This is a genomic window from Brucella rhizosphaerae (assembly GCF_002252475.1).
In the GTDB taxonomy this organism is placed as follows: domain Bacteria; phylum Pseudomonadota; class Alphaproteobacteria; order Rhizobiales; family Rhizobiaceae; genus Brucella; species Brucella rhizosphaerae.
Genome location: NZ_NNRK01000026.1, coordinates 477,722 through 494,704 on the forward strand (window position 1 = coordinate 477,722; position 16,983 = coordinate 494,704).

A 16,983-nucleotide genomic window follows, 5' to 3' on the forward strand; every position below is an offset into this window, starting at 1 on the left:
TGCGGTGGAAATCCAGTTGATAAGCTGTGGAGCATGCCCCGCCGTGACGAGATTTATGCTGGGGTGAAAAATTTTAACTATGCGCCATTTGGAACCCTATCGGGGCTGCTTAAAGTTGGAACCTTCATCGCAAATTCAGTAAATCTTACAGCCTTCTAAGCCGGTGCTTGACGATTCTTTGCAATTCCTGACCGTATATCGCGTGGGTTGGGCTTTAAAACGCATTAAAAGCGCCACTTAACGGGTGACTATTTGTGATACACAGATAACGATTTATACGGCTAACTAATTGAAAAGACTATGTCAGAATATGGTGCGGTTGCACGCCGACCGCACCACCATTCTTATCAGTATAAACCTTTGAGTATAAACATTACAGTTTTACTCATGTTTTGGGTTTCAAGCTTGTTTGCAGCGTTAAAGCCATGTAGCCATGCGCAAATACCGCAGGAAATGCAGAAAGCTGAACGCAGAAAGCTGAACAATGACCGCCTTCGTTAAAGCCGTAGCTCAAGCTGAAAGTGCAATGCGTGCGCTCTTTCCAGAGACACCTTTGCAGCTCAATGACTATCTTTCGCGAAAGTACGGCGCGGAAATTTGGCTCAAGCGCGAAGACCTCACCCCAGTCCGTTCCTATAAGATACGCGGAGCCTTCAACTTCATTTCACGTGCCGTAAAGACCGCTGATGAACATGCTGTGTTCGTATGCGCCTCAGCTGGCAATCACGCACAAGGTTTTGCCTTTGCCTGCCGCCATTTTGGCCGCAAGGGCGTGGTCTTCATGCCTGTCACGACACCGCAGCAGAAAATCGATAAAACGCGCGCCTTCGGTGCAGAGTTTATTGAGATCAAACTCATCGGTGACATTTTTGATGTTTGTTACGCGGCATCTAAAGAGTTTGCTGAAGCCCAGAAAGGTGTGATGGTTCCACCTTTCGACCATTCGGGAATCATCGAAGGGCAGGCGACTGTTGCCCTCGAAATCGAGCGGCAGTTGCCCGATGGTAAGAAACCTGATTTTGTTTTCCTGCCTGTTGGCGGCGGCGGCCTATCGGCGGGCGTAACCCAGTATTTTACAGCCCTTGGCTGGAAGACTGCTTATCGCTTTGTTGAACCACAGGGGGCTGCAAGTCTGAAAGGCAGTCTTGAAGCAGGTAAAAGGATCAAGCTTTCTCAGGTCGATAACTTTGTCGATGGCGCAGCCGTTGCAGAGCTTGGGAAGGAAAACTTTAAGATTCTCAAAGACTTCGATAAAAACGTTGTCATCACAGTTCCGGAAAATCGTCTGTGCTCAACGATTATCGAGATGCTCAACATCGAGGGTGTTGTTCTGGAGCCTGCCGGTGCGCTTGGCATTGATGCATTGAAGGATTTCAAGAAAAGCGAGATCAAAGGCAAACGTATTGTCATCGTCGTATCGGGTGGTAACTTTGATTTTGAACGCCTGCCAGACGTTAAGGAACGGGCACTTCGCTATGAAGGCTTGAAGAAATACTTCATTTTCCGTTTCCCTCAGCGTCCTGGCGCTTTGCGGTCTTTCCTTGATCTTCTTGGACCTGAAGATGACGTTGCACGGTTTGAGTATCTGAAAAAGTCGGCACGCAATTTTGGTTCCGTGCTGATCGGCATTGAAACCAAGGATGCGGGCAACTTCAAGATTCTGGAAAAGAAGTTTGTGGAAGCAGGCTGGGCCTATCAGGATATCACTGACAATCAGGTGCTTGCTGATTTCATCATCTGATACGCCACTGCGACATAATTCATTTGCTTTTTTGGGAAAAACACCCCATATGGCGGCCTAGGCGCATGGGCTGATCTATTTCAGCCTTCCCGGAATCGGACTCGTTGCGTCTCGCCTCTTGCAATCAGAATGGTCTGAGAGCAGGGGAGACCCGGCTGGTTTCGGGCACGGCAGCGCAAGTCGACCGGTTTTTTTCCGGCGTCCCGTCGTATCATCCCAAGATTACCCTTCGGCAAGTTGCGCTTGTCCGAAATTTTAAAGCGGACTGCTGTTAAGCGGTGCCGCCGAAAGAGATTGAATTGACTATCGAAACTATTGGCGAAAACACTGGCGGCTTTGCCGCTTTGGGTGTCACTGGCGTATTGCTCAAGGGCGTTGAAGCTGCTGGCATGACCGAACCAAAGCCTATTCAGACACAGGCTATTCCGCATCAGCTGGAAGGCCGTGATATTCTGGGTATTGCACAGACTGGCTCTGGCAAAACCGCAGCATTCAGCCTGCCTATCCTTCAGAAGATCATTGCACTTGGCGACAAGCGCAAAGGCAAAACAGCACGCGCACTGATCCTTGCGCCAACCCGTGAATTGGCTGTGCAGATCGAAGAAACGATCCGCGTCGTGGCCAAGCAAGCACATATTTCGACAGCGCTTGTTCTCGGCGGCGTGTCGCGTTTGAGCCAGATCAAGCGGATGCAGGGCGGCGTTGACGTTCTCATCGCAACGCCAGGTCGTTTGACTGATCTCGTGCGCGAAAACTGCATTGACCTCTCGGAAACCCGCTGGCTGGTTCTCGATGAAGCCGACCGTATGCTCGACATGGGCTTCATCAATGATGTGAAGCGCATTGCCAAGGGCACACACAAGAACCGTCAGACCGCACTTTTCTCGGCAACAATGCCAAAGGAAATCGCAACGCTCGCACAGAGCCTGCTGCGCGATCCTATCAGGGTAGAAGTTGCCCCACAGGGCACAACGGCTGCTGAAATTACGCAGGTTGTGCATCCGGTACCAACCAAAGACAAGCGTCGTCTTCTCTCTGGCCTGTTGTCGGATCAGACTCTGAAGTCGGTCATCGTCTTCACACGTACGAAGCATGGCGCAGATGCGGTTGTTCGCCATCTGGAACGCGATGGTTTTAACGTAGCAGCCATCCATGGCAACAAATCGCAGAATGCCCGCCAGCGTGCGCTGAATGGCTTCCGCGACGGTACATTGCGCATTCTGGTTGCAACCGACATTGCAGCACGCGGTATCGACGTTCCGGGCATCAGCCATGTCGTCAATTACGACCTGCCAGACGAACCGGAAACCTATGTGCACCGTATTGGCCGTACTGGCCGTAATGGCGCGAGCGGTGCTTCGATCACCCTCTATGATCAGGCGACGGAAGATACAAAGCTGCGGGCAGTCGAACGCGTCACACGCACGAAGCTGACGATCAAGGAAGCTCCCGTTAAACTTGCACCAGCACCGGTTGCAAAGTTCGATGATGCAGACAAGCCTCGGTCAGACCGCAAGCCCGGTTCGCACGGTGTACCTCAGAAGCATCGCCGTCCAGCAAATAAGATGGCGAAGTCTGGCGAAAACCGCTCAAATTCGGCCCCGAAATCTGCGGGGGAAGAAGGCGCTGCACAACCAAAGCGTCCATTCCATCGCAACAAGCGTCGCCCCGGTAGCAATGGCGGCGGTCAGCGCGCAGCATAATAAGCTTTCCGCACTATGTTTCTTTAAAACCGCCCTTAACGGGGCGGTTTTTTCGTTATGGACCTCGTTAAGGGTTTGTAATTGCAAAACCAGATGGAAAATTATTTCAGACTTGCTTGAAGATAAGCATGCTTCCTCATAGTTTTCTCTCAACAAAGAGGAATGGAAGCCATGTTCAATTCGGTACTCGACGCTATCGGTCATACACCGCTGATCCGTTTGAAGAAGGCCTCAGAGCTCACAGGCTGCGAAATTTACGGCAAAGCTGAATTTCTTAATCCCGGTCAGTCAGTTAAGGACCGTGCAGCTCTTTACATCATCCGTGATGCTGAAAAGCGCGGACTGTTAAAACCCGGTGGCGTCATCGTTGAGGGAACAGCCGGTAATACTGGTATTGGCCTTACAATGGTTGCCAAAGCGCTGGGTTATCGAACCGTGATCGTCATCCCGGAAACACAAAGCCAGGAAAAGAAAGACGCGTTGCGCCTTTTAGGTGCGGAACTGATCGAAGTTCCAGCTGCTCCTTATCGCAATCCGAACAATTATGTGCGCCTCTCCGGGCGCCTTGCAGAGCAACTCGCAAAAACTGAACCAAATGGCGCAATATGGGCCAATCAGTTCGACAACATTGCCAATCGTCTGGCGCATGTTGAAACCACCGCACAGGAAATATGGCTCGACACAGAAGGTAAAGTCGACGGCTTTGTTTCTGCAGTCGGCTCAGGTGGTACGCTCGCAGGCACGGCTTTCGGGCTTAAAGAAAAGAATGCAAGTATCAAGATAGCGCTTGCTGATCCTTACGGCGCGGCACTTCATTCGTTTTACACAATCGGTGAGCTGAAATCTGAAGGTGATTCCATCACTGAAGGCATCGGGCAGGGGCGCATCACAGCCAATCTTGAAGGCTTCACACCAGACTTTTCCTATCGCCTTCCTGATGCGGAAGCTCTCGATATTTTGTTCGATCTCGTCGAGGATGAGGGGCTTTGCCTCGGTGGGTCCTCAGGCATCAATATTGCTGGTGCAATCCGACTTGCAAAAGATCTCGGGCCGGGCCACACCATCGTGACCGTGCTTTGCGACTATGGTAATCGTTACCAGTCCAAGCTGTTCAATCCGACTTTCCTGCGTGGCAAAGATTTGCCGGTACCGGGCTGGCTGGAAACGAAAACTGAGATAGATATACCGTACGAGGGATAATCATGGCATATGAGACTGAAGCTCTGTTCCGCGAAGATGCATATCTTAAAACTGCGGAGGGTTCAGTCATTGCCCTGACCGAAACGGGCGGGATTATTCTCGATCAAACCAATTTCTATGCGACTTCTGGTGGCCAGCCGGGAGATACCGGCTTTTTTGAACGCGCCGATGGCTCCCGTATAGAAATCGCTATGACCGTTACTGGCGAAAACAAGAGCGAAATCATCCATGTTCCCGCCGAAGAGCAGGTTATGCCAGATATTGGCGAGAAGCTGGTTTTGCACATTAACTGGGAGCGCCGCTTTAAGCTGATGCGCATGCATACGGCTTGTCATCTGCTCTCAGTTGCTTGCCCATTCCCTATAACCGGTGCAGCAGTTGGCGAAGAAGAAAGCCGTGTCGATTTTGATCTGCCCGATGCGAGCTATACGAAAGAGTTCGTCACCGAAAAACTGATGGAAATGGTCAAAGCCAATGATGCAGTCAGTTTGCGCTGGATCAGCGACGAAGAATTTCTGGCCAATCCCGATATCGTCAAATCAAAGAACGTGCGCCCACCAGTAGGCGCAGGACGTCTTCGTCTGGTTGTTATCGGGGAAAATGGCAGTGTCGACTCGCAACCTTGCGGTGGCACACACGTTTCTGAAACGCAGGAAGTCGGTGAAATCCACATCGGCAAGATTGAGAAGAAGGGCAAAGAAAACCGCCGCTTCCGTATTCGATTTGGTGCTTTGCCAGAAGCGTAATGCATTTCCCGCAAAAGTGCGAAGCGGTTCTGCGCCGGATAATGCGTAAAAACAAATAGATAGAGCGTTTCTAACGATTCAGTCCCAATTGAACCGCTCTAAGAAATTCAGGAGCAATCATGTCCGATAAAAGCGCATTTGTTATTTCCCGCGACGACCTGAAAGCCAGATTGGGTGAACCGGGCCTCGCGATTGTTGATGCCTCCTGGTATTTACCCGCAGCAGGTCGCACCGGGCGAGACGAATATGATGCAGCGCACATTCCGGGTGCTGTTTTCTTTGATCAGGATTTGATTGCCGACAAGGATTCCGGGCTGCCTCACACATTGCCATCGCCGGAGCTTTTTGCGCGACATGTCGGCTCCATGGGCATAACAGCCGATGAAACCGTGGTCGTCTATGACGGTCCGGGCATGTTTTCGGCACCGCGGGTGTGGTGGATGTTCCGAGTCATGGGTGTAGCGAATGTTCTCGTTCTCGATGGTGGTTTTGACGGCTGGAAAGCCGCAAACTTCCCCATAACCGACGATGTGACAAAGATTGCCCCAACGCTCTTTACACCGTCATTCAATGCGGAAAAGGTCGTCACTTTTGCTGAAATGAGCAATATCGTTGACGACCGCAGTTCTCAGATTGCCGATGCCCGTGCTGCTGGACGCTTCACAGGCCGCGACGCAGAGCCTCGTGAAGGTATGCGCTCGGGACATATGCCTGGCGCGCGTAATGTGCCGGTAGGCACTCTGTCGGAAAATGGTGCGCTGAAAAGCCTCGATAGCCTGCGCGAAATTTTCACTAATGCTGGTGTAGATCTTCAAAAGCCTGTCGTCACAAGCTGCGGATCGGGTGTGACGGCAGCAGTCATCACGCTTGCGCTGACTTCCCTTGGTCATGAAGACAATCGGCTCTATGATGGTTCATGGAGCGAGTGGGGCAGCAGGAAAGATACGCCTGTTGTGACTGGCGAAGCAGAATAAGAATGTCAGAAAAACTAACTGCCAGAGTGACTCATCTGGAAATGACAGCGCGTCCGGCTCTGTCGGTTCCAGTTCCCTCAGGCTTGCGTCTGGCAATCATGCGTTCGACCGAAATGCCAGTGCACTTCTATCGTTACCTCTATGAGAGGGTGGGGCGTCAACATCACTGGATGATGCGGCGCGTGCAAAGTGATGCAGAAGTGGCTGAAGCCATTCATGCGGAAACCACTGAGATCCATGTTCTCTATGCAGATGGCAATCCAGCAGGCCTCTTAGAGCTTAACCTTGCTGCTTTGCCCGAAACAGCCGAAGTTCTCTATTTTGGGCTGGTTCCTGATTATCAGGGACGCGGATTGGGAAAGTTCTTCCTCAGCGAAGCCATTTCGACAGCCTGGTCACATAGTCCGCAGAAAGTGGCCATTCATACCAACACGCTCGATAGCCCTCGCGCGCTGCAGCTTTATCAAAAAATGGGTTTTATGCCTGTCGGCTGGTCTGAGGAAGAAGTCACACCCTGGCAATAAACAGGGCATGTGGCATCATCCTCTTGCCACTTCGCGGCCATTGGTGATTGAGACCACGGAAGCGCTGGTGATGCGCCCACTTTCTTCATCGAAAACGACACAGTTTCGGCCACGCTGTTTTGCCATATAAAGGCAACGGTCGGCACGGCTCAGAACCTGTGAATTGGTTTCATTCTTCGGAGCAGAAGCAACGCCGATGCTGATCGTCAGCGGATAAATTTGATACTCCGTGGCATGGAATGGAGTGTTTTCTACTTCTGCGCGTATCCTTTGTGCAACCCGCATTCCTGTTTCACCGGTAGCGCCAGGAAGAAAAACGCAGAACTCCTCACCGCCAATGCGTCCGACGAGATCGCCTTTGCGCGTCACGTTCTGGAGTGCAAAAGCTATCAACTTGAGTGCACGATCGCCGACACTGTGCCCAAACGTATCATTGATCGCTTTGAAGTGATCAGCATCGACGACAAGAAGGGTTCCGCTTTCAATGCGCGAGCGGCTGATTTTCATAGCATCAAACAGAGCTTCACGGTTGAGTAGCCCGGTCATATGGTCAACTCGTGAACGGGCCTGTAACTCAGTGTGAGCTTTCTCGAGCTGCGTATATGCATCGCTGAGCTTGCTGTGCTGCAAGAAAATATAGAGAAGCGAAGGGAAGGCCGTCACTATCGGAATTCCGGCACTGAGACCAATGGCTATAATCCCCGGCATGCCGCCAGAAAAGAATCCGACGGCCAGGCTGGTCCCTATGGAAAACAGAACTACAGACAACGTTATCAACGCTGCCTTCCATAAAGCCGTCTTCATACCGAACTCCCCAACCCCGACGAAGATATTTTAAGTGCCTGTCTCTGAACCCTCTATGAACAGACCTGATCTTTGTGGGCCTTATAAGAGGAATGCTTTGGCGAAGAAAGATACGACTCCGCACGGATGCAATTTTTTATATATGCGTGCCATTATTGACACAATCTAAAGTAGAGCGCTGCGATTATCTTACCCATAGATTAGCTGAACGACAACTATCTTTAAAAGAAATAACACCGATTGAAATTTTTAACATGTTACTAATTTACAATGTTAGAACGTAACAACGCATAAACAATTAAAGGACGCCTTTTGAGCGTCCTTCAATGTTCAAAACCCATATCGTCAGGCGATTAGAAGACTGCCAGATATTTCAGAAGCGATATGATACCGATGATGATAACAATCACTTGAGCAATCTGTTTCACTTTCGCATCCAGTGGCAGCATATTGATGAGATAGAGAACGAGAAAGATAACCAGAATTGTTATCAGCAGACTGATGAGGATGGACATAGGCAGTCGGACCTTTCCCGGAACGGCTTTTATATAATCATTCGGCGGCTGTTCCTTCGCGGCACCGAATTGAACTTGTTAAGTCATGGGAAGCGTGGATGAATTCTCATTCCTGCAACACCCGTGATCTCAATCATCTTCTTTTCAAAAATGATGTGCCAGTTAACGTTCCAATGAGAATAAGGTTCCAATAATTTGCAAAGCAAAGCGGTGGCTCTCGCCACCGTTCACTGTATTTCAGATGAGCAATTATCTGCTATTTCAACATCGATCCTGTTTGTTGACGTCGGCTATGCCAGCTGAATGCTTCTTCCAGAAGGTGAGGGGTGTGACCGCCACGGTTGCAGGCACGATCAAAATAGTCATTGAGCTGTTCACGGTAATCGGGATGGGCGCAATTATTAATAATCAGCTTTGCCCGTTCACGAGGCGCCAGGCCACGCAGATCGGCAAGCCCCTGTTCTGTCACCAGAATATCGACATCGTGTTCAGTATGATCGACATGCGTCACCATTGGAACAATCGATGATATCGCGCCGTTTTTGGCTTCCGATTTGCTGACAAAGATCGAAATAAAAGCATTGCGCGCAAAATCACCAGAGCCGCCGATGCCATTCATCATGTGCGTTCCATCCACATGAGTTGAATTCACATTGCCGTAAATATCGAACTCAAGAGCGGTATTGATGCCGATGATACCAAGGCGGCGAATGACCTCAGGATGATTGCTGATCTCTTGTGGACGCAAGATCAGCTTGTCACGATAGCGGTCAATATTGTTGAAGACCCGTTCGCCACAGGCCGGGCTCAATGTGATCGACGAACCGGATGCGTAATCGAGTTTATCTGCATCAAACAGATCGAAAGTGCTGTCCTGCAAGACTTCACTATACATCCGCAGATTATGGAACGGGCTATCTGCAAAGCCGTTTAAAACCGCGTTCGCAATTGTGCCAATCCCGGCCTGCAACGGATTAAGTGTCAGATCGAGCCTGCCAGCCTCGACTTCATTCAATAGGAACTTGATCAGGTGCGAAGCAATCGCGATTGTCTCACCATCGGCAGGCTCTACAGTTGAAGCGCTGTCATTCTCCTGCGTGATAACGATGCCGGCAATTTTCTCCGGCGGAATAGGTATATATGGAAGGCCAACACGGCTGTCGCAGGCAGTGACTGGAATTGGATCGCGGGAAGGGCGCTTGGTCGGAATATAGATGTCATGCAATCCCTCAAGAGCCAACGGTTGGTTCAGATTGACTTCAACAATCACTTTTTCTGCAAGAATCGCGAAGCTGGCCGAATTACCAATCGACGTCGTCGGGATAATCCCACCGTTTTCGGTGATAGCCAGCGCTTCGACTACAGCGTAGTCGATGGGTCCAATCTGATTTGAACGCAGCTGTTCAACAGTTTCAGACAGGTGCTGATCAATGAACATGACTTCGCCGCGATTAATGGCTGCGCGCAATGTACGATCCACCTGAAAAGGCATACGGCGAGCAAGAACATGTGCTTCAGTCAGCAGCTTGTCGACATCATGCCCCAGCGAGGCACCTGTGATAAGGGTAATCTGAAAGGGATCATTCGCGGCGCGTGCAGCCATTGCCAATGGAACTGCCTTAGCGTCACCTGCGCGCGTAAATCCACTCATGCCGACAATCATGCCATCTTTGATCAGGCTTGCTGCTTGTTCCGCAGTGATGATCTTGTCACGCAGAGACGCGTTCCTGATACGTGCTTCCAACATGTAATCTACCTTCCTTGCAGACCGGCTATGAGCCGGAAACAACGCTCTCTGGTACACGCGTAACTAATATAGAGCATGCAGCCGGAGTCAGCGCATGCAGGTAATAGCGCATGCTGACTACGATTACACGCATGCTTTGGTCTTAGATCGGCATTCTGGAATTACCTCGAGAGGCGCTTCCGGGGAAATGATTTCAATCAAAGGGAACCACCGTTACGACGTGATTTGTTGTCCTGCAGAAACATAGCTGCTGCTATTCACAACATGACGATTTCAAGTTAAATCTAACATTGTTGGCACCGTCCTTCTCATACAAACACTGAAGTGCAATTCTATCAGCAGCACCGTCTGGCTGAGGGTTTTTCCTTCGCAAACGAGAGGTTACGCGATGAACGATATCGCTAATCAGAGTGTCGGTTTCGGACGAATTGCTGCCATGATCCCTGTCAAAGACATGAATGTGGCATGCCAATTTTACAGCGGCGTACTGGGCTTTGAAAAAGCCTTCGAGAACGGAAATCCAGTGGGTTTCATGATCTTGAAGCGTGAGGAAGGTGAATTGCACCTCACATTGCAAAGGGACCACAAAGCTACGAATTTCAACATCGCTCACATGCTGGTGAAAGATGTCGATACTATGCACGCAATTTGCAAGCGGCACGGCATGAGGATCATAAAAAGTCTGCAAGACAAGGATTACGGCTTGCGCGCTTTTGTTTTCGAAGATCCCGATGGAAATCGTATCGATGTGGGGCAAGTGATCTAAAAATCACAGACTGAAACCGGGTGATTATAAAATCATTCGGTTACAGTTCATTCGCAGGTCTTTTGAGAACAGGTGTGTTTTGGAGAAGCTACCCCAAGTGCATCATGCCGTTAGTGAGATTATCTGATTATGCTGCTTCCTGCAAAAGAGAGGCGAAGACCTCTGCGGGTGTCTTAAATCCCAGACACTTGCGCGGGGTTGCATTGAGATTATGGGCGAGGGCAGTCAACTGCGCCTGGTTGACCTGTGCCAGATCGGTGTTGCCTGGTAAATATCGTCGAATGCGCTTGTTAATGTTCTCAACAGCACCTTTCTGCCATGGTGAGTTCGGATCGCAAAACCAGCTTCTTGCCCCCATTCCATCCTCCAAAGCCCGATAGCCCATAAACTCGGAACCGCGATCAAAGGTAAAACTGCGGCGTGCATGATAAGGCAGCGCTGCAAAGGTCTGAATGATTTTATTCATGATAGGTCGCGAATGCCGACTGCTATTTTTAATGATGACGCAATAGCGGCTTTTGCGTTCGACGAGCGTCATGACATTGGCTTCTCCAAGGTCACGATAAAAGATGATTAGATCACCTTCCCAGTTGCCAAATTGCTGACGACTACTAATAAAATCAGGACGTTGATGAATGCGAAACTCTTCAGGAATACGTGAACCACGCGATTTTCTGGTACCTCTGGGGCAGCGCTTTGGTCGCTTCTCGGGCAAGTTTTTATACAGCTTCAGACCATACTCTTCCTTCGAATAGATGAAGCGATAAATCGTTTCCGTACACAGACGCAGGGTGCTCAGACCGTGACTAATCAGTCGGCCACAAATCTGTTCCGGCGACCAATGTGCCTCCAATTGCTCAATGACGAGGTTGCGCAACTCTGGATGACGTCTGAGCTTGCGCAACCGTGTTCTGCGTTCCTTACTGATGTTGTCGGCAACCACACTGTAGTAGCCGTTGTATTCGGGTAGCTCAGTGTCACGAAAGCTGTTTCGCTTGATCTCGCGATAAATTGTCGAGCGATGACGACCCATCAGTCGTGCAATATCGCCGAGAGGGACTTTCAGCTGCTTTAGCTCAAATAGCCTGCGACGTTCGGCCAAAGTGATTTGTGAATAGCAATTTGACATCCAATTTCCTCCATGGTTAACCTCATGAATTCATTGGCATGTTGCACTTTAATATAGAATGTACCCCATCTACAAACGTAAGTCGCATAAGATAGATTATGGAACTAAATTGTCAGTATCCACGAACGAACCAATAGCGAATGTCAGCGACGCTGAGCGATATATAGGTGTCCCGGCACTGGAGATCCTTGTTCACTTCGCACGATAATGTCTGTGCAGCCTATGCAATCCATTCCATGCGCTGAGAGCAACGAACGCACATAAGACTGTGCATGTGCAAAGCGCTGGAAACCACCAACCATGAAATCCCGTCCGGCAAAGCGCTCATCGGACTGTGTTTCGCTTGAAAAGCCGAAATGCCCACCCGTTCGCAGATGCTCTGCAACACCCGCGAAAAACCTATCAAGCTCGCCCATGTAAGGCAGCACGTCGGTCGCAACAATCAGATCCCAAGCGTCTTCTTCTGTGGTTTCCAGAAAACGGACGGCTTCGCCCACAAAAAGTGCATCGTAATCACCTTTTTCATAAGCCACTTCGATCATGTTTTCAGATATGTCTACGCCTGTCTTATGATCGGCCATATCGTCCAGCGCATCGGCAGAAAGTCCGGTACCGCAGCCAAGATCGAGCATACGCTCGGCCTGAAACTCTTCATTGAGTTCAAGAAGGATTTCACGCAATTGCAGCGGTACGTCATAACCAAGTTGATCGACAAGAATTGTATCGAACATCTCGGCATGCTGATCAAAGAGCGTAGCAACATAAGCGTCTGGAGCTTTTGGCGGAACGATTCCGCGTCCCATGCTCGCCAGACGTACGGCAGCGCCACCATGGTCATCCGGATCAATTTCAAGAACGGCTTTATAGGCTTCAGCAGCGGCATCCAGATCACCGGACTTTTCCAACGCAAGCGCATGATTATAAGCTTCGGCCAGAGCCTCATGATCAAGAGAATCTGTATTGTTGGATTTGCCGTTCTGCTTGGACATCTGCATTGCCTTTTGTTGAGCCATCAGAGAACTGAAAAGACCGGTAGAGAGCGAGAAACCAGGTTAAGCCATTTCATCGATAAACAGGGAGAGGCGAAACCATTTGCCTGCCCTCCTACCCCCTTATGAAGATGACAGCAAGAACCCGTTCTATTCCGCAGCAGCGGGCGCTGTGGTCGAAGCCGGCTTATGATCGGCAAGTTTGCGTGCAATGACTGCACAAGCCATCAACTGGATTTGGTGGAACAGCATCAGCGGCAGCACGACACTACCGACATTGGCACCCGCAAAGATCGCGCTGGCCATGGGCGCGCCACTGGCAAGACTCTTCTTCGAACCGCAGAACATGATGGTAATTCGGTCAGCATGATTAAAGCCAAGCCACTTGCTTCCATACCAGGTCGCCAGCATGACGATCACCAGAAGCAGGATATTCACACCGATCATCACGCCCAGATCATTCCATGAAACCGTGTGCCATAAGCCTTCAACGATGGCCTCGCTGAAAGCGAGATAGACGACCATCAGAATAGAGCCACGATCAACAAAGCCAAGCGACTTGCTGTGCCTGCGCATGAAATTGCCAATCCATGGCTGTAATATCTGTCCCAGGACAAATGGCACAAGCAATTGCAGCAGGATGGCTTCGAGTGCGTCAACGGAAATCCCACCGCCGCCTTTGACCGCAAACAGCAGTCCGACAAGCAATGGCGTCAGAAACATGCCGAAAATGTTCGATGCAGATGCCGAAACAATAGCCGCAGAGACATTGCCGCCCGCCATGGAGGTAAAAGCAATTGAAGATTGTACCGTCGACGGCAAAACACAGAGGTATAGGATTCCGAGGTAAAACGGCGATTGTGCCAATCCCGGAATAGTCCAGCCAGCAGTCAAACCCAAAATCGGAAACAGAACAAATGTCGAGCAGACAACTGCAAGATGTAGCCGCCAGTGAGTGACACCTGCAACAACAGCCTCGCGCGACAGTCGTGCACCGTGCAAGAAGAACAAAAGTCCGACAGCGATCTTGGTTGCTATCCCGAACCATTCAGCAAACTCACCCTGCACAGGAAGAAATGATGCAAGCAGAATGGTTGCAATCAACATGCAGGTGAATTTATCGGGTAGAAAACGCATTATCTCGCTAGTCCTTCAGTAAGTCATTCTTGAATTTTTTCCGCACGACAGGAATGGCTCGGAGAAAACTTTGAACTAATCCTCATCCCTAGTGGATTGAATTTGACGTTTGAATCCCGACCGACACAAATGCTGTTTCAAACGTCAAGCTCGAAAAATCCATTAGATTCATAAACTTGCTAGTGATCCGTTTGATTCCGACATTTGTCCAACGCCTGTAACCGCGGGAAGAAAATGTCGGAATCAAACCACTAGTTTGTAATAGTCCAACTGAAACCTGTACAATACTAAAGGAGAGGATCAGTTGCTGGCCGGTTCACATTTCCGGGAATATCAGACGGAAATGCTCCCTCGGACTTTAATCCACTGCATATCCGTTTGGATTTTTCGACTGCCAGTTCCACATATCCTGACACATTTCACGGAGATTCTTCTCAGCGGTCCAGCCAAGGAAATCACGGGCGAAAGCAGGGTCAGCGTAGCACTCGGCCACATCGCCAGGACGCCGCGGAGAGATCTCATAATTGATTGTTCGATTTGAAACATGTTCAAAGGCCTTGATCACATCCAGAACGCTGTAACCCTGCCCTGTGCCCAGATTGACTGAAAAACACCCTGGTTCATCAAGCTTCTTAAGTGCCTTGAGATGCCCGGCCGCCAGATCGACAACATGAATATAGTCGCGAACGCCAGTTCCATCCGGCGTCGCATAATCATTGCCCCAGACATTGAGCTTTTCACGGCGGCCAGTTGCTACCTGGGCAATAATTGGCATCAAATTGTTTGGAATTCCCTTAGGGTCTTCGCCAATCAGGCCGCTCTCATGTGCGCCGACCGGATTGAAATAGCGCAGGATCGCAATCTTCCAGCTATTATCGCTGTTATAAAGATCGCGCAGCATATCTTCGATGATCAGCTTTGTGCGCCCATAGGGATTGGTTGCAGAAAGCGGTTGATCTTCGGTGATCGGCAACTTTTCAGGATCACCATAAACGGTTGCAGATGAGCTGAAAACAAGTGTCTTAACGCCCGTGGCTTCCATCGCCTGCAACAGGCGCAATGTTCCAAGCACATTGCAGTCATAATAATGCAGTGGCTTCTCGCTCGATTCACCAACTGCTTTCAAACCAGCAAAATGAATGACCGCCGTACATTTATGACGGGTAATGATCTGCTCTAAAAGTGTGCGATCACGAATATCGCCGGGCTCACGGATTGGTGCGCGGCCGGCAATCTTCTCCACCCGGTGGAGAGCTTCCGGATTGCTGTTATCGAAATTATCAACCACAACAACATCATGGCCTGCCTCAATCAACTGTACGCATGTATGCGAACCGATATATCCGGCACCACCAGTCACAAGAATCGTCATTCTTTAAATACCTGCTTGTTGAACATGTTGCCCCAATGTGCGATCCCGATGGGCATTTGTTGGCTGACTATGCAAAAACTACGGCGTACTGCAACCCAAACTCATCGATTCTTGCAGTTTGCCTCAAGAATGCGACATCAATTCTAACGGAGCGAAGATGGAACCCTCCCGTAATATCGACCGTCTTCTGGAAATCATGGTCGCCCTGCGCGACCCAAAAACGGGTTGCCCCTGGGACGTAGAACAGACCTCCAAGTCAATCGCTCCGTATACTCTTGAGGAAGTCTATGAAGTCCTCGACGCCATCGAGCGCGACGACGTGGATGATTTTAGGGAAGAACTCGGCGATCTGTTACTGCAGGTGGTATTTCATTCCCGCATGTCCGAAGAGCAGGGAAAATTCGGCTTTGGCGATGTTGTTGAAGCAATCACCCACAAGATGATCCGCCGCCATCCGCACGTCTTTGGTGATGATGAAGCCAGAAGCGCAGGCATGGCAAAAGGATCGTGGAATCGTATCAAGGCAGAAGAAAAGGCAGAGCGTGCCGAACGCCGCGCGAAACTGGGACTCGATACAGCCGAAAAGAACGGCTATCTCGACGACATCCCGAATGCTTTCCCTGCCCTGCTGCGCGCCTTGAAGCTACAGCAGAAGGCCGCCAAGGTCGGCTTCGACTGGTCTGAAGCTGCTCCCATACTGGACAAGATTGCAGAGGAAACGGCCGAACTCAAAGAAGCGATGGCTTCAACTGATAAGGCTCATATTCAGGAAGAATACGGCGATCTGCTTTTCGCGATGGTCAATCTTGGCAGACATCTGGAAATCGATGCGGAAACAGCATTGATTGCTGCAAACGACAAGTTCAAACGCCGTTTCGATTTTATCGAAACATCGCTGAAGGAATCCGGCAGCAATCTCGAATCAGCTCAGCTTGACGACATGGAAGCGATCTGGATTGAAGCAAAGAAAAAAGGGCTGTGATCCAGCCCTTTAATTCAACTTTGGTCTTCCCATTTCGGGCGGAACATTTGATAGACTTGTTCGGTCGTCGCGTAATCCATATAGCCGAGCCGTGTCACGGGTTTGGCTTTTTTAATGTCTAACAGTCCATCCGTCAGAACACGCTCATCAATGTGAACGCCGACCACTTCGCCAATCACCATATAATTGTCAGTCGGCCTGCCCTCTTTGTCCTGCAAACGCCTCACTTCAACAGCGACACATTCGAGTGCTGCATAAGCCTCTTTTACAAACGGTGCTGCAATCAGCTTACTCGGTGCGGCGGTGAGCCCGGCATAAGAAAATTCGCTGGTGCCGCGTGGGGCATTTACGGAGGAAGCATTCATCTGTTCTTTGAGATGATCGCTCACCAGATTGGCCGTAAATTCACCAGTCTCTTCAATAAATGAAACGCTGTCTTTAAAACCGCTCGATGAGAACATCACCATTGGCGGTGTGTCACATATCGCATTGAAGAATGAATATGGAGCGAGATTGACTGCGCCGTTTTTTGAACGGGTCCCGATCCAGCCAATCGGACGCGGTGCGACAATCGCCTTGAATGGATTGTGAGGTAAGTTATGACCAGATGACGGTTCATAAAACATCATATTTTCCATCAGTTAGAGGTTTTAT

The 16,983-nt window shown here is 50.0% G+C and carries 15 protein-coding genes and 1 pseudogene; 8 read left to right on the top strand and 8 right to left on the bottom strand.

Annotated elements, in window-relative coordinates; genetic code table 11:
• Positions 1-484 precede the first annotated feature (484 nt).
• The 6 genes and pseudogenes from ilvA (at position 485) to CEV32_RS11705 (ending at position 6,888) form a co-directional block, all read left to right on the top strand.
• Positions 485-1,741, top strand: a complete 1,257-nt coding sequence (ilvA, locus tag CEV32_RS11680; protein ID WP_094577285.1) for a threonine ammonia-lyase IlvA — start codon at positions 485-487, stop codon at positions 1,739-1,741.
• A gap of 70 nt (positions 1,742-1,811) precedes the next feature.
• Positions 1,812-3,444: pseudogene (locus tag CEV32_RS11685) on the top strand (DEAD/DEAH box helicase).
• Positions 3,445-3,615: 171 nt separating this feature from the next.
• Positions 3,616-4,644 carry a cysteine synthase A gene (locus CEV32_RS11690; RefSeq protein WP_094577483.1) on the top strand — a complete coding sequence of 343 codons (1,029 nt, stop codon included), beginning with the start codon at positions 3,616-3,618 and terminating at the stop codon, positions 4,642-4,644.
• Positions 4,645-4,646: 2 nt separating this feature from the next.
• A complete protein-coding gene (locus CEV32_RS11695; protein WP_094577287.1) occupies positions 4,647-5,390 on the top strand; it encodes an alanyl-tRNA editing protein in 744 nt (247 codons plus the stop codon).
• Between the two features lie 119 nt (positions 5,391-5,509).
• On the top strand, positions 5,510-6,364 hold the full coding sequence (sseA, locus tag CEV32_RS11700; RefSeq protein WP_094577288.1) for a 3-mercaptopyruvate sulfurtransferase: 855 nt from the start codon (positions 5,510-5,512) through the stop codon (positions 6,362-6,364).
• Between the two features lie 2 nt (positions 6,365-6,366).
• Positions 6,367-6,888: a GNAT family N-acetyltransferase gene (locus tag CEV32_RS11705; protein ID WP_094577289.1), complete on the top strand. Its 522-nt coding sequence runs from the start codon at positions 6,367-6,369 to the stop codon at positions 6,886-6,888.
• A gap of 15 nt (positions 6,889-6,903) precedes the next feature.
• Here the strand turns inward: CEV32_RS11705 and CEV32_RS11710 are convergent, their stop codons facing one another.
• The 3 genes from CEV32_RS11710 to CEV32_RS11720 all read right to left on the bottom strand — a co-directional run bounded on the left by CEV32_RS11710 (position 6,904) and on the right by CEV32_RS11720 (position 9,954).
• Positions 6,904-7,692, bottom strand: coding sequence for a GGDEF domain-containing protein (locus tag CEV32_RS11710; RefSeq protein ID WP_094577290.1), 789 nt, complete (start codon positions 7,690-7,692; stop codon positions 6,904-6,906).
• Between the two features lie 353 nt (positions 7,693-8,045).
• Positions 8,046-8,207, bottom strand: coding sequence for a Thivi_2564 family membrane protein (locus tag CEV32_RS11715; RefSeq protein ID WP_010660091.1), 162 nt, complete (start codon positions 8,205-8,207; stop codon positions 8,046-8,048).
• Between the two features lie 256 nt (positions 8,208-8,463).
• Positions 8,464-9,954: an acetyl-CoA hydrolase/transferase family protein gene (locus CEV32_RS11720; protein ID WP_094577291.1), complete on the bottom strand. Its 1,491-nt coding sequence runs from the start codon at positions 9,952-9,954 to the stop codon at positions 8,464-8,466.
• A 388-nt stretch (positions 9,955-10,342) separates the two neighbouring features.
• Between CEV32_RS11720 and CEV32_RS11725 the strand changes: the two genes are divergently transcribed.
• Positions 10,343-10,720: a VOC family protein gene (locus CEV32_RS11725; RefSeq protein WP_094577292.1), complete on the top strand. Its 378-nt coding sequence runs from the start codon at positions 10,343-10,345 to the stop codon at positions 10,718-10,720.
• A gap of 127 nt (positions 10,721-10,847) precedes the next feature.
• Here CEV32_RS11725 and CEV32_RS11730 read toward each other — a convergent pair whose 3' ends face one another.
• The 4 genes from CEV32_RS11730 to galE form a co-directional block, all read right to left on the bottom strand.
• On the bottom strand, positions 10,848-11,849 hold the full coding sequence (locus tag CEV32_RS11730; protein ID WP_094577293.1) for an IS30 family transposase: 1,002 nt from the start codon (positions 11,847-11,849) through the stop codon (positions 10,848-10,850).
• A 143-nt stretch (positions 11,850-11,992) separates the two neighbouring features.
• The gene (locus tag CEV32_RS11735) at positions 11,993-12,838 is read right to left on the bottom strand and encodes a class I SAM-dependent DNA methyltransferase (RefSeq protein WP_094577484.1); all 846 of its coding nucleotides are present in this window, start codon (positions 12,836-12,838) and stop codon (positions 11,993-11,995) included.
• A 150-nt stretch (positions 12,839-12,988) separates the two neighbouring features.
• Positions 12,989-13,975: a bile acid:sodium symporter family protein gene (locus tag CEV32_RS11740; protein WP_094577294.1), complete on the bottom strand. Its 987-nt coding sequence runs from the start codon at positions 13,973-13,975 to the stop codon at positions 12,989-12,991.
• A gap of 358 nt (positions 13,976-14,333) precedes the next feature.
• Positions 14,334-15,347, bottom strand: a complete 1,014-nt coding sequence (gene galE / locus CEV32_RS11745; protein ID WP_094577295.1) for a UDP-glucose 4-epimerase GalE — start codon at positions 15,345-15,347, stop codon at positions 14,334-14,336.
• A 157-nt stretch (positions 15,348-15,504) separates the two neighbouring features.
• Here galE and mazG point away from each other — a divergent pair, with 157 nt between their 5' ends.
• A complete protein-coding gene (mazG, locus tag CEV32_RS11750; RefSeq protein WP_094577296.1) occupies positions 15,505-16,329 on the top strand; it encodes a nucleoside triphosphate pyrophosphohydrolase in 825 nt (274 codons plus the stop codon).
• 14 nt (positions 16,330-16,343) lie between these two features.
• Here mazG and CEV32_RS11755 read toward each other — a convergent pair whose 3' ends face one another.
• Positions 16,344-16,955, bottom strand: a complete 612-nt coding sequence (locus CEV32_RS11755) for a flavin reductase family protein (RefSeq protein ID WP_094577297.1) — start codon at positions 16,953-16,955, stop codon at positions 16,344-16,346.
• Between the last annotated feature and the right edge of the window lie 28 nt (positions 16,956-16,983).

Coding starts and splice junctions, on each gene's coding strand:
- ilvA (WP_094577285.1), top strand. CDS start 485: ATGACCGCCTTCGTTAAAGCCGTAGCTCAAGCTGAAAGTGCAATGCGT.
- CEV32_RS11690 (WP_094577483.1), top strand. CDS start 3,616: ATGTTCAATTCGGTACTCGACGCTATCGGTCATACACCGCTGATCCGT.
- CEV32_RS11695 (WP_094577287.1), top strand. CDS start 4,647: ATGGCATATGAGACTGAAGCTCTGTTCCGCGAAGATGCATATCTTAAA.
- sseA (WP_094577288.1), top strand. CDS start 5,510: ATGTCCGATAAAAGCGCATTTGTTATTTCCCGCGACGACCTGAAAGCC.
- CEV32_RS11705 (WP_094577289.1), top strand. CDS start 6,367: ATGTCAGAAAAACTAACTGCCAGAGTGACTCATCTGGAAATGACAGCG.
- CEV32_RS11710 (WP_094577290.1), bottom strand. CDS start 7,692: ATGAAGACGGCTTTATGGAAGGCAGCGTTGATAACGTTGTCTGTAGTT.
- CEV32_RS11715 (WP_010660091.1), bottom strand. CDS start 8,207: ATGTCCATCCTCATCAGTCTGCTGATAACAATTCTGGTTATCTTTCTC.
- CEV32_RS11720 (WP_094577291.1), bottom strand. CDS start 9,954: ATGTTGGAAGCACGTATCAGGAACGCGTCTCTGCGTGACAAGATCATC.
- CEV32_RS11725 (WP_094577292.1), top strand. CDS start 10,343: ATGAACGATATCGCTAATCAGAGTGTCGGTTTCGGACGAATTGCTGCC.
- CEV32_RS11730 (WP_094577293.1), bottom strand. CDS start 11,849: ATGTCAAATTGCTATTCACAAATCACTTTGGCCGAACGTCGCAGGCTA.
- CEV32_RS11735 (WP_094577484.1), bottom strand. CDS start 12,838: ATGTCCAAGCAGAACGGCAAATCCAACAATACAGATTCTCTTGATCAT.
- CEV32_RS11740 (WP_094577294.1), bottom strand. CDS start 13,975: ATGCGTTTTCTACCCGATAAATTCACCTGCATGTTGATTGCAACCATT.
- galE (WP_094577295.1), bottom strand. CDS start 15,347: ATGACGATTCTTGTGACTGGTGGTGCCGGATATATCGGTTCGCATACA.
- mazG (WP_094577296.1), top strand. CDS start 15,505: ATGGAACCCTCCCGTAATATCGACCGTCTTCTGGAAATCATGGTCGCC.
- CEV32_RS11755 (WP_094577297.1), bottom strand. CDS start 16,955: ATGTTTTATGAACCGTCATCTGGTCATAACTTACCTCACAATCCATTC.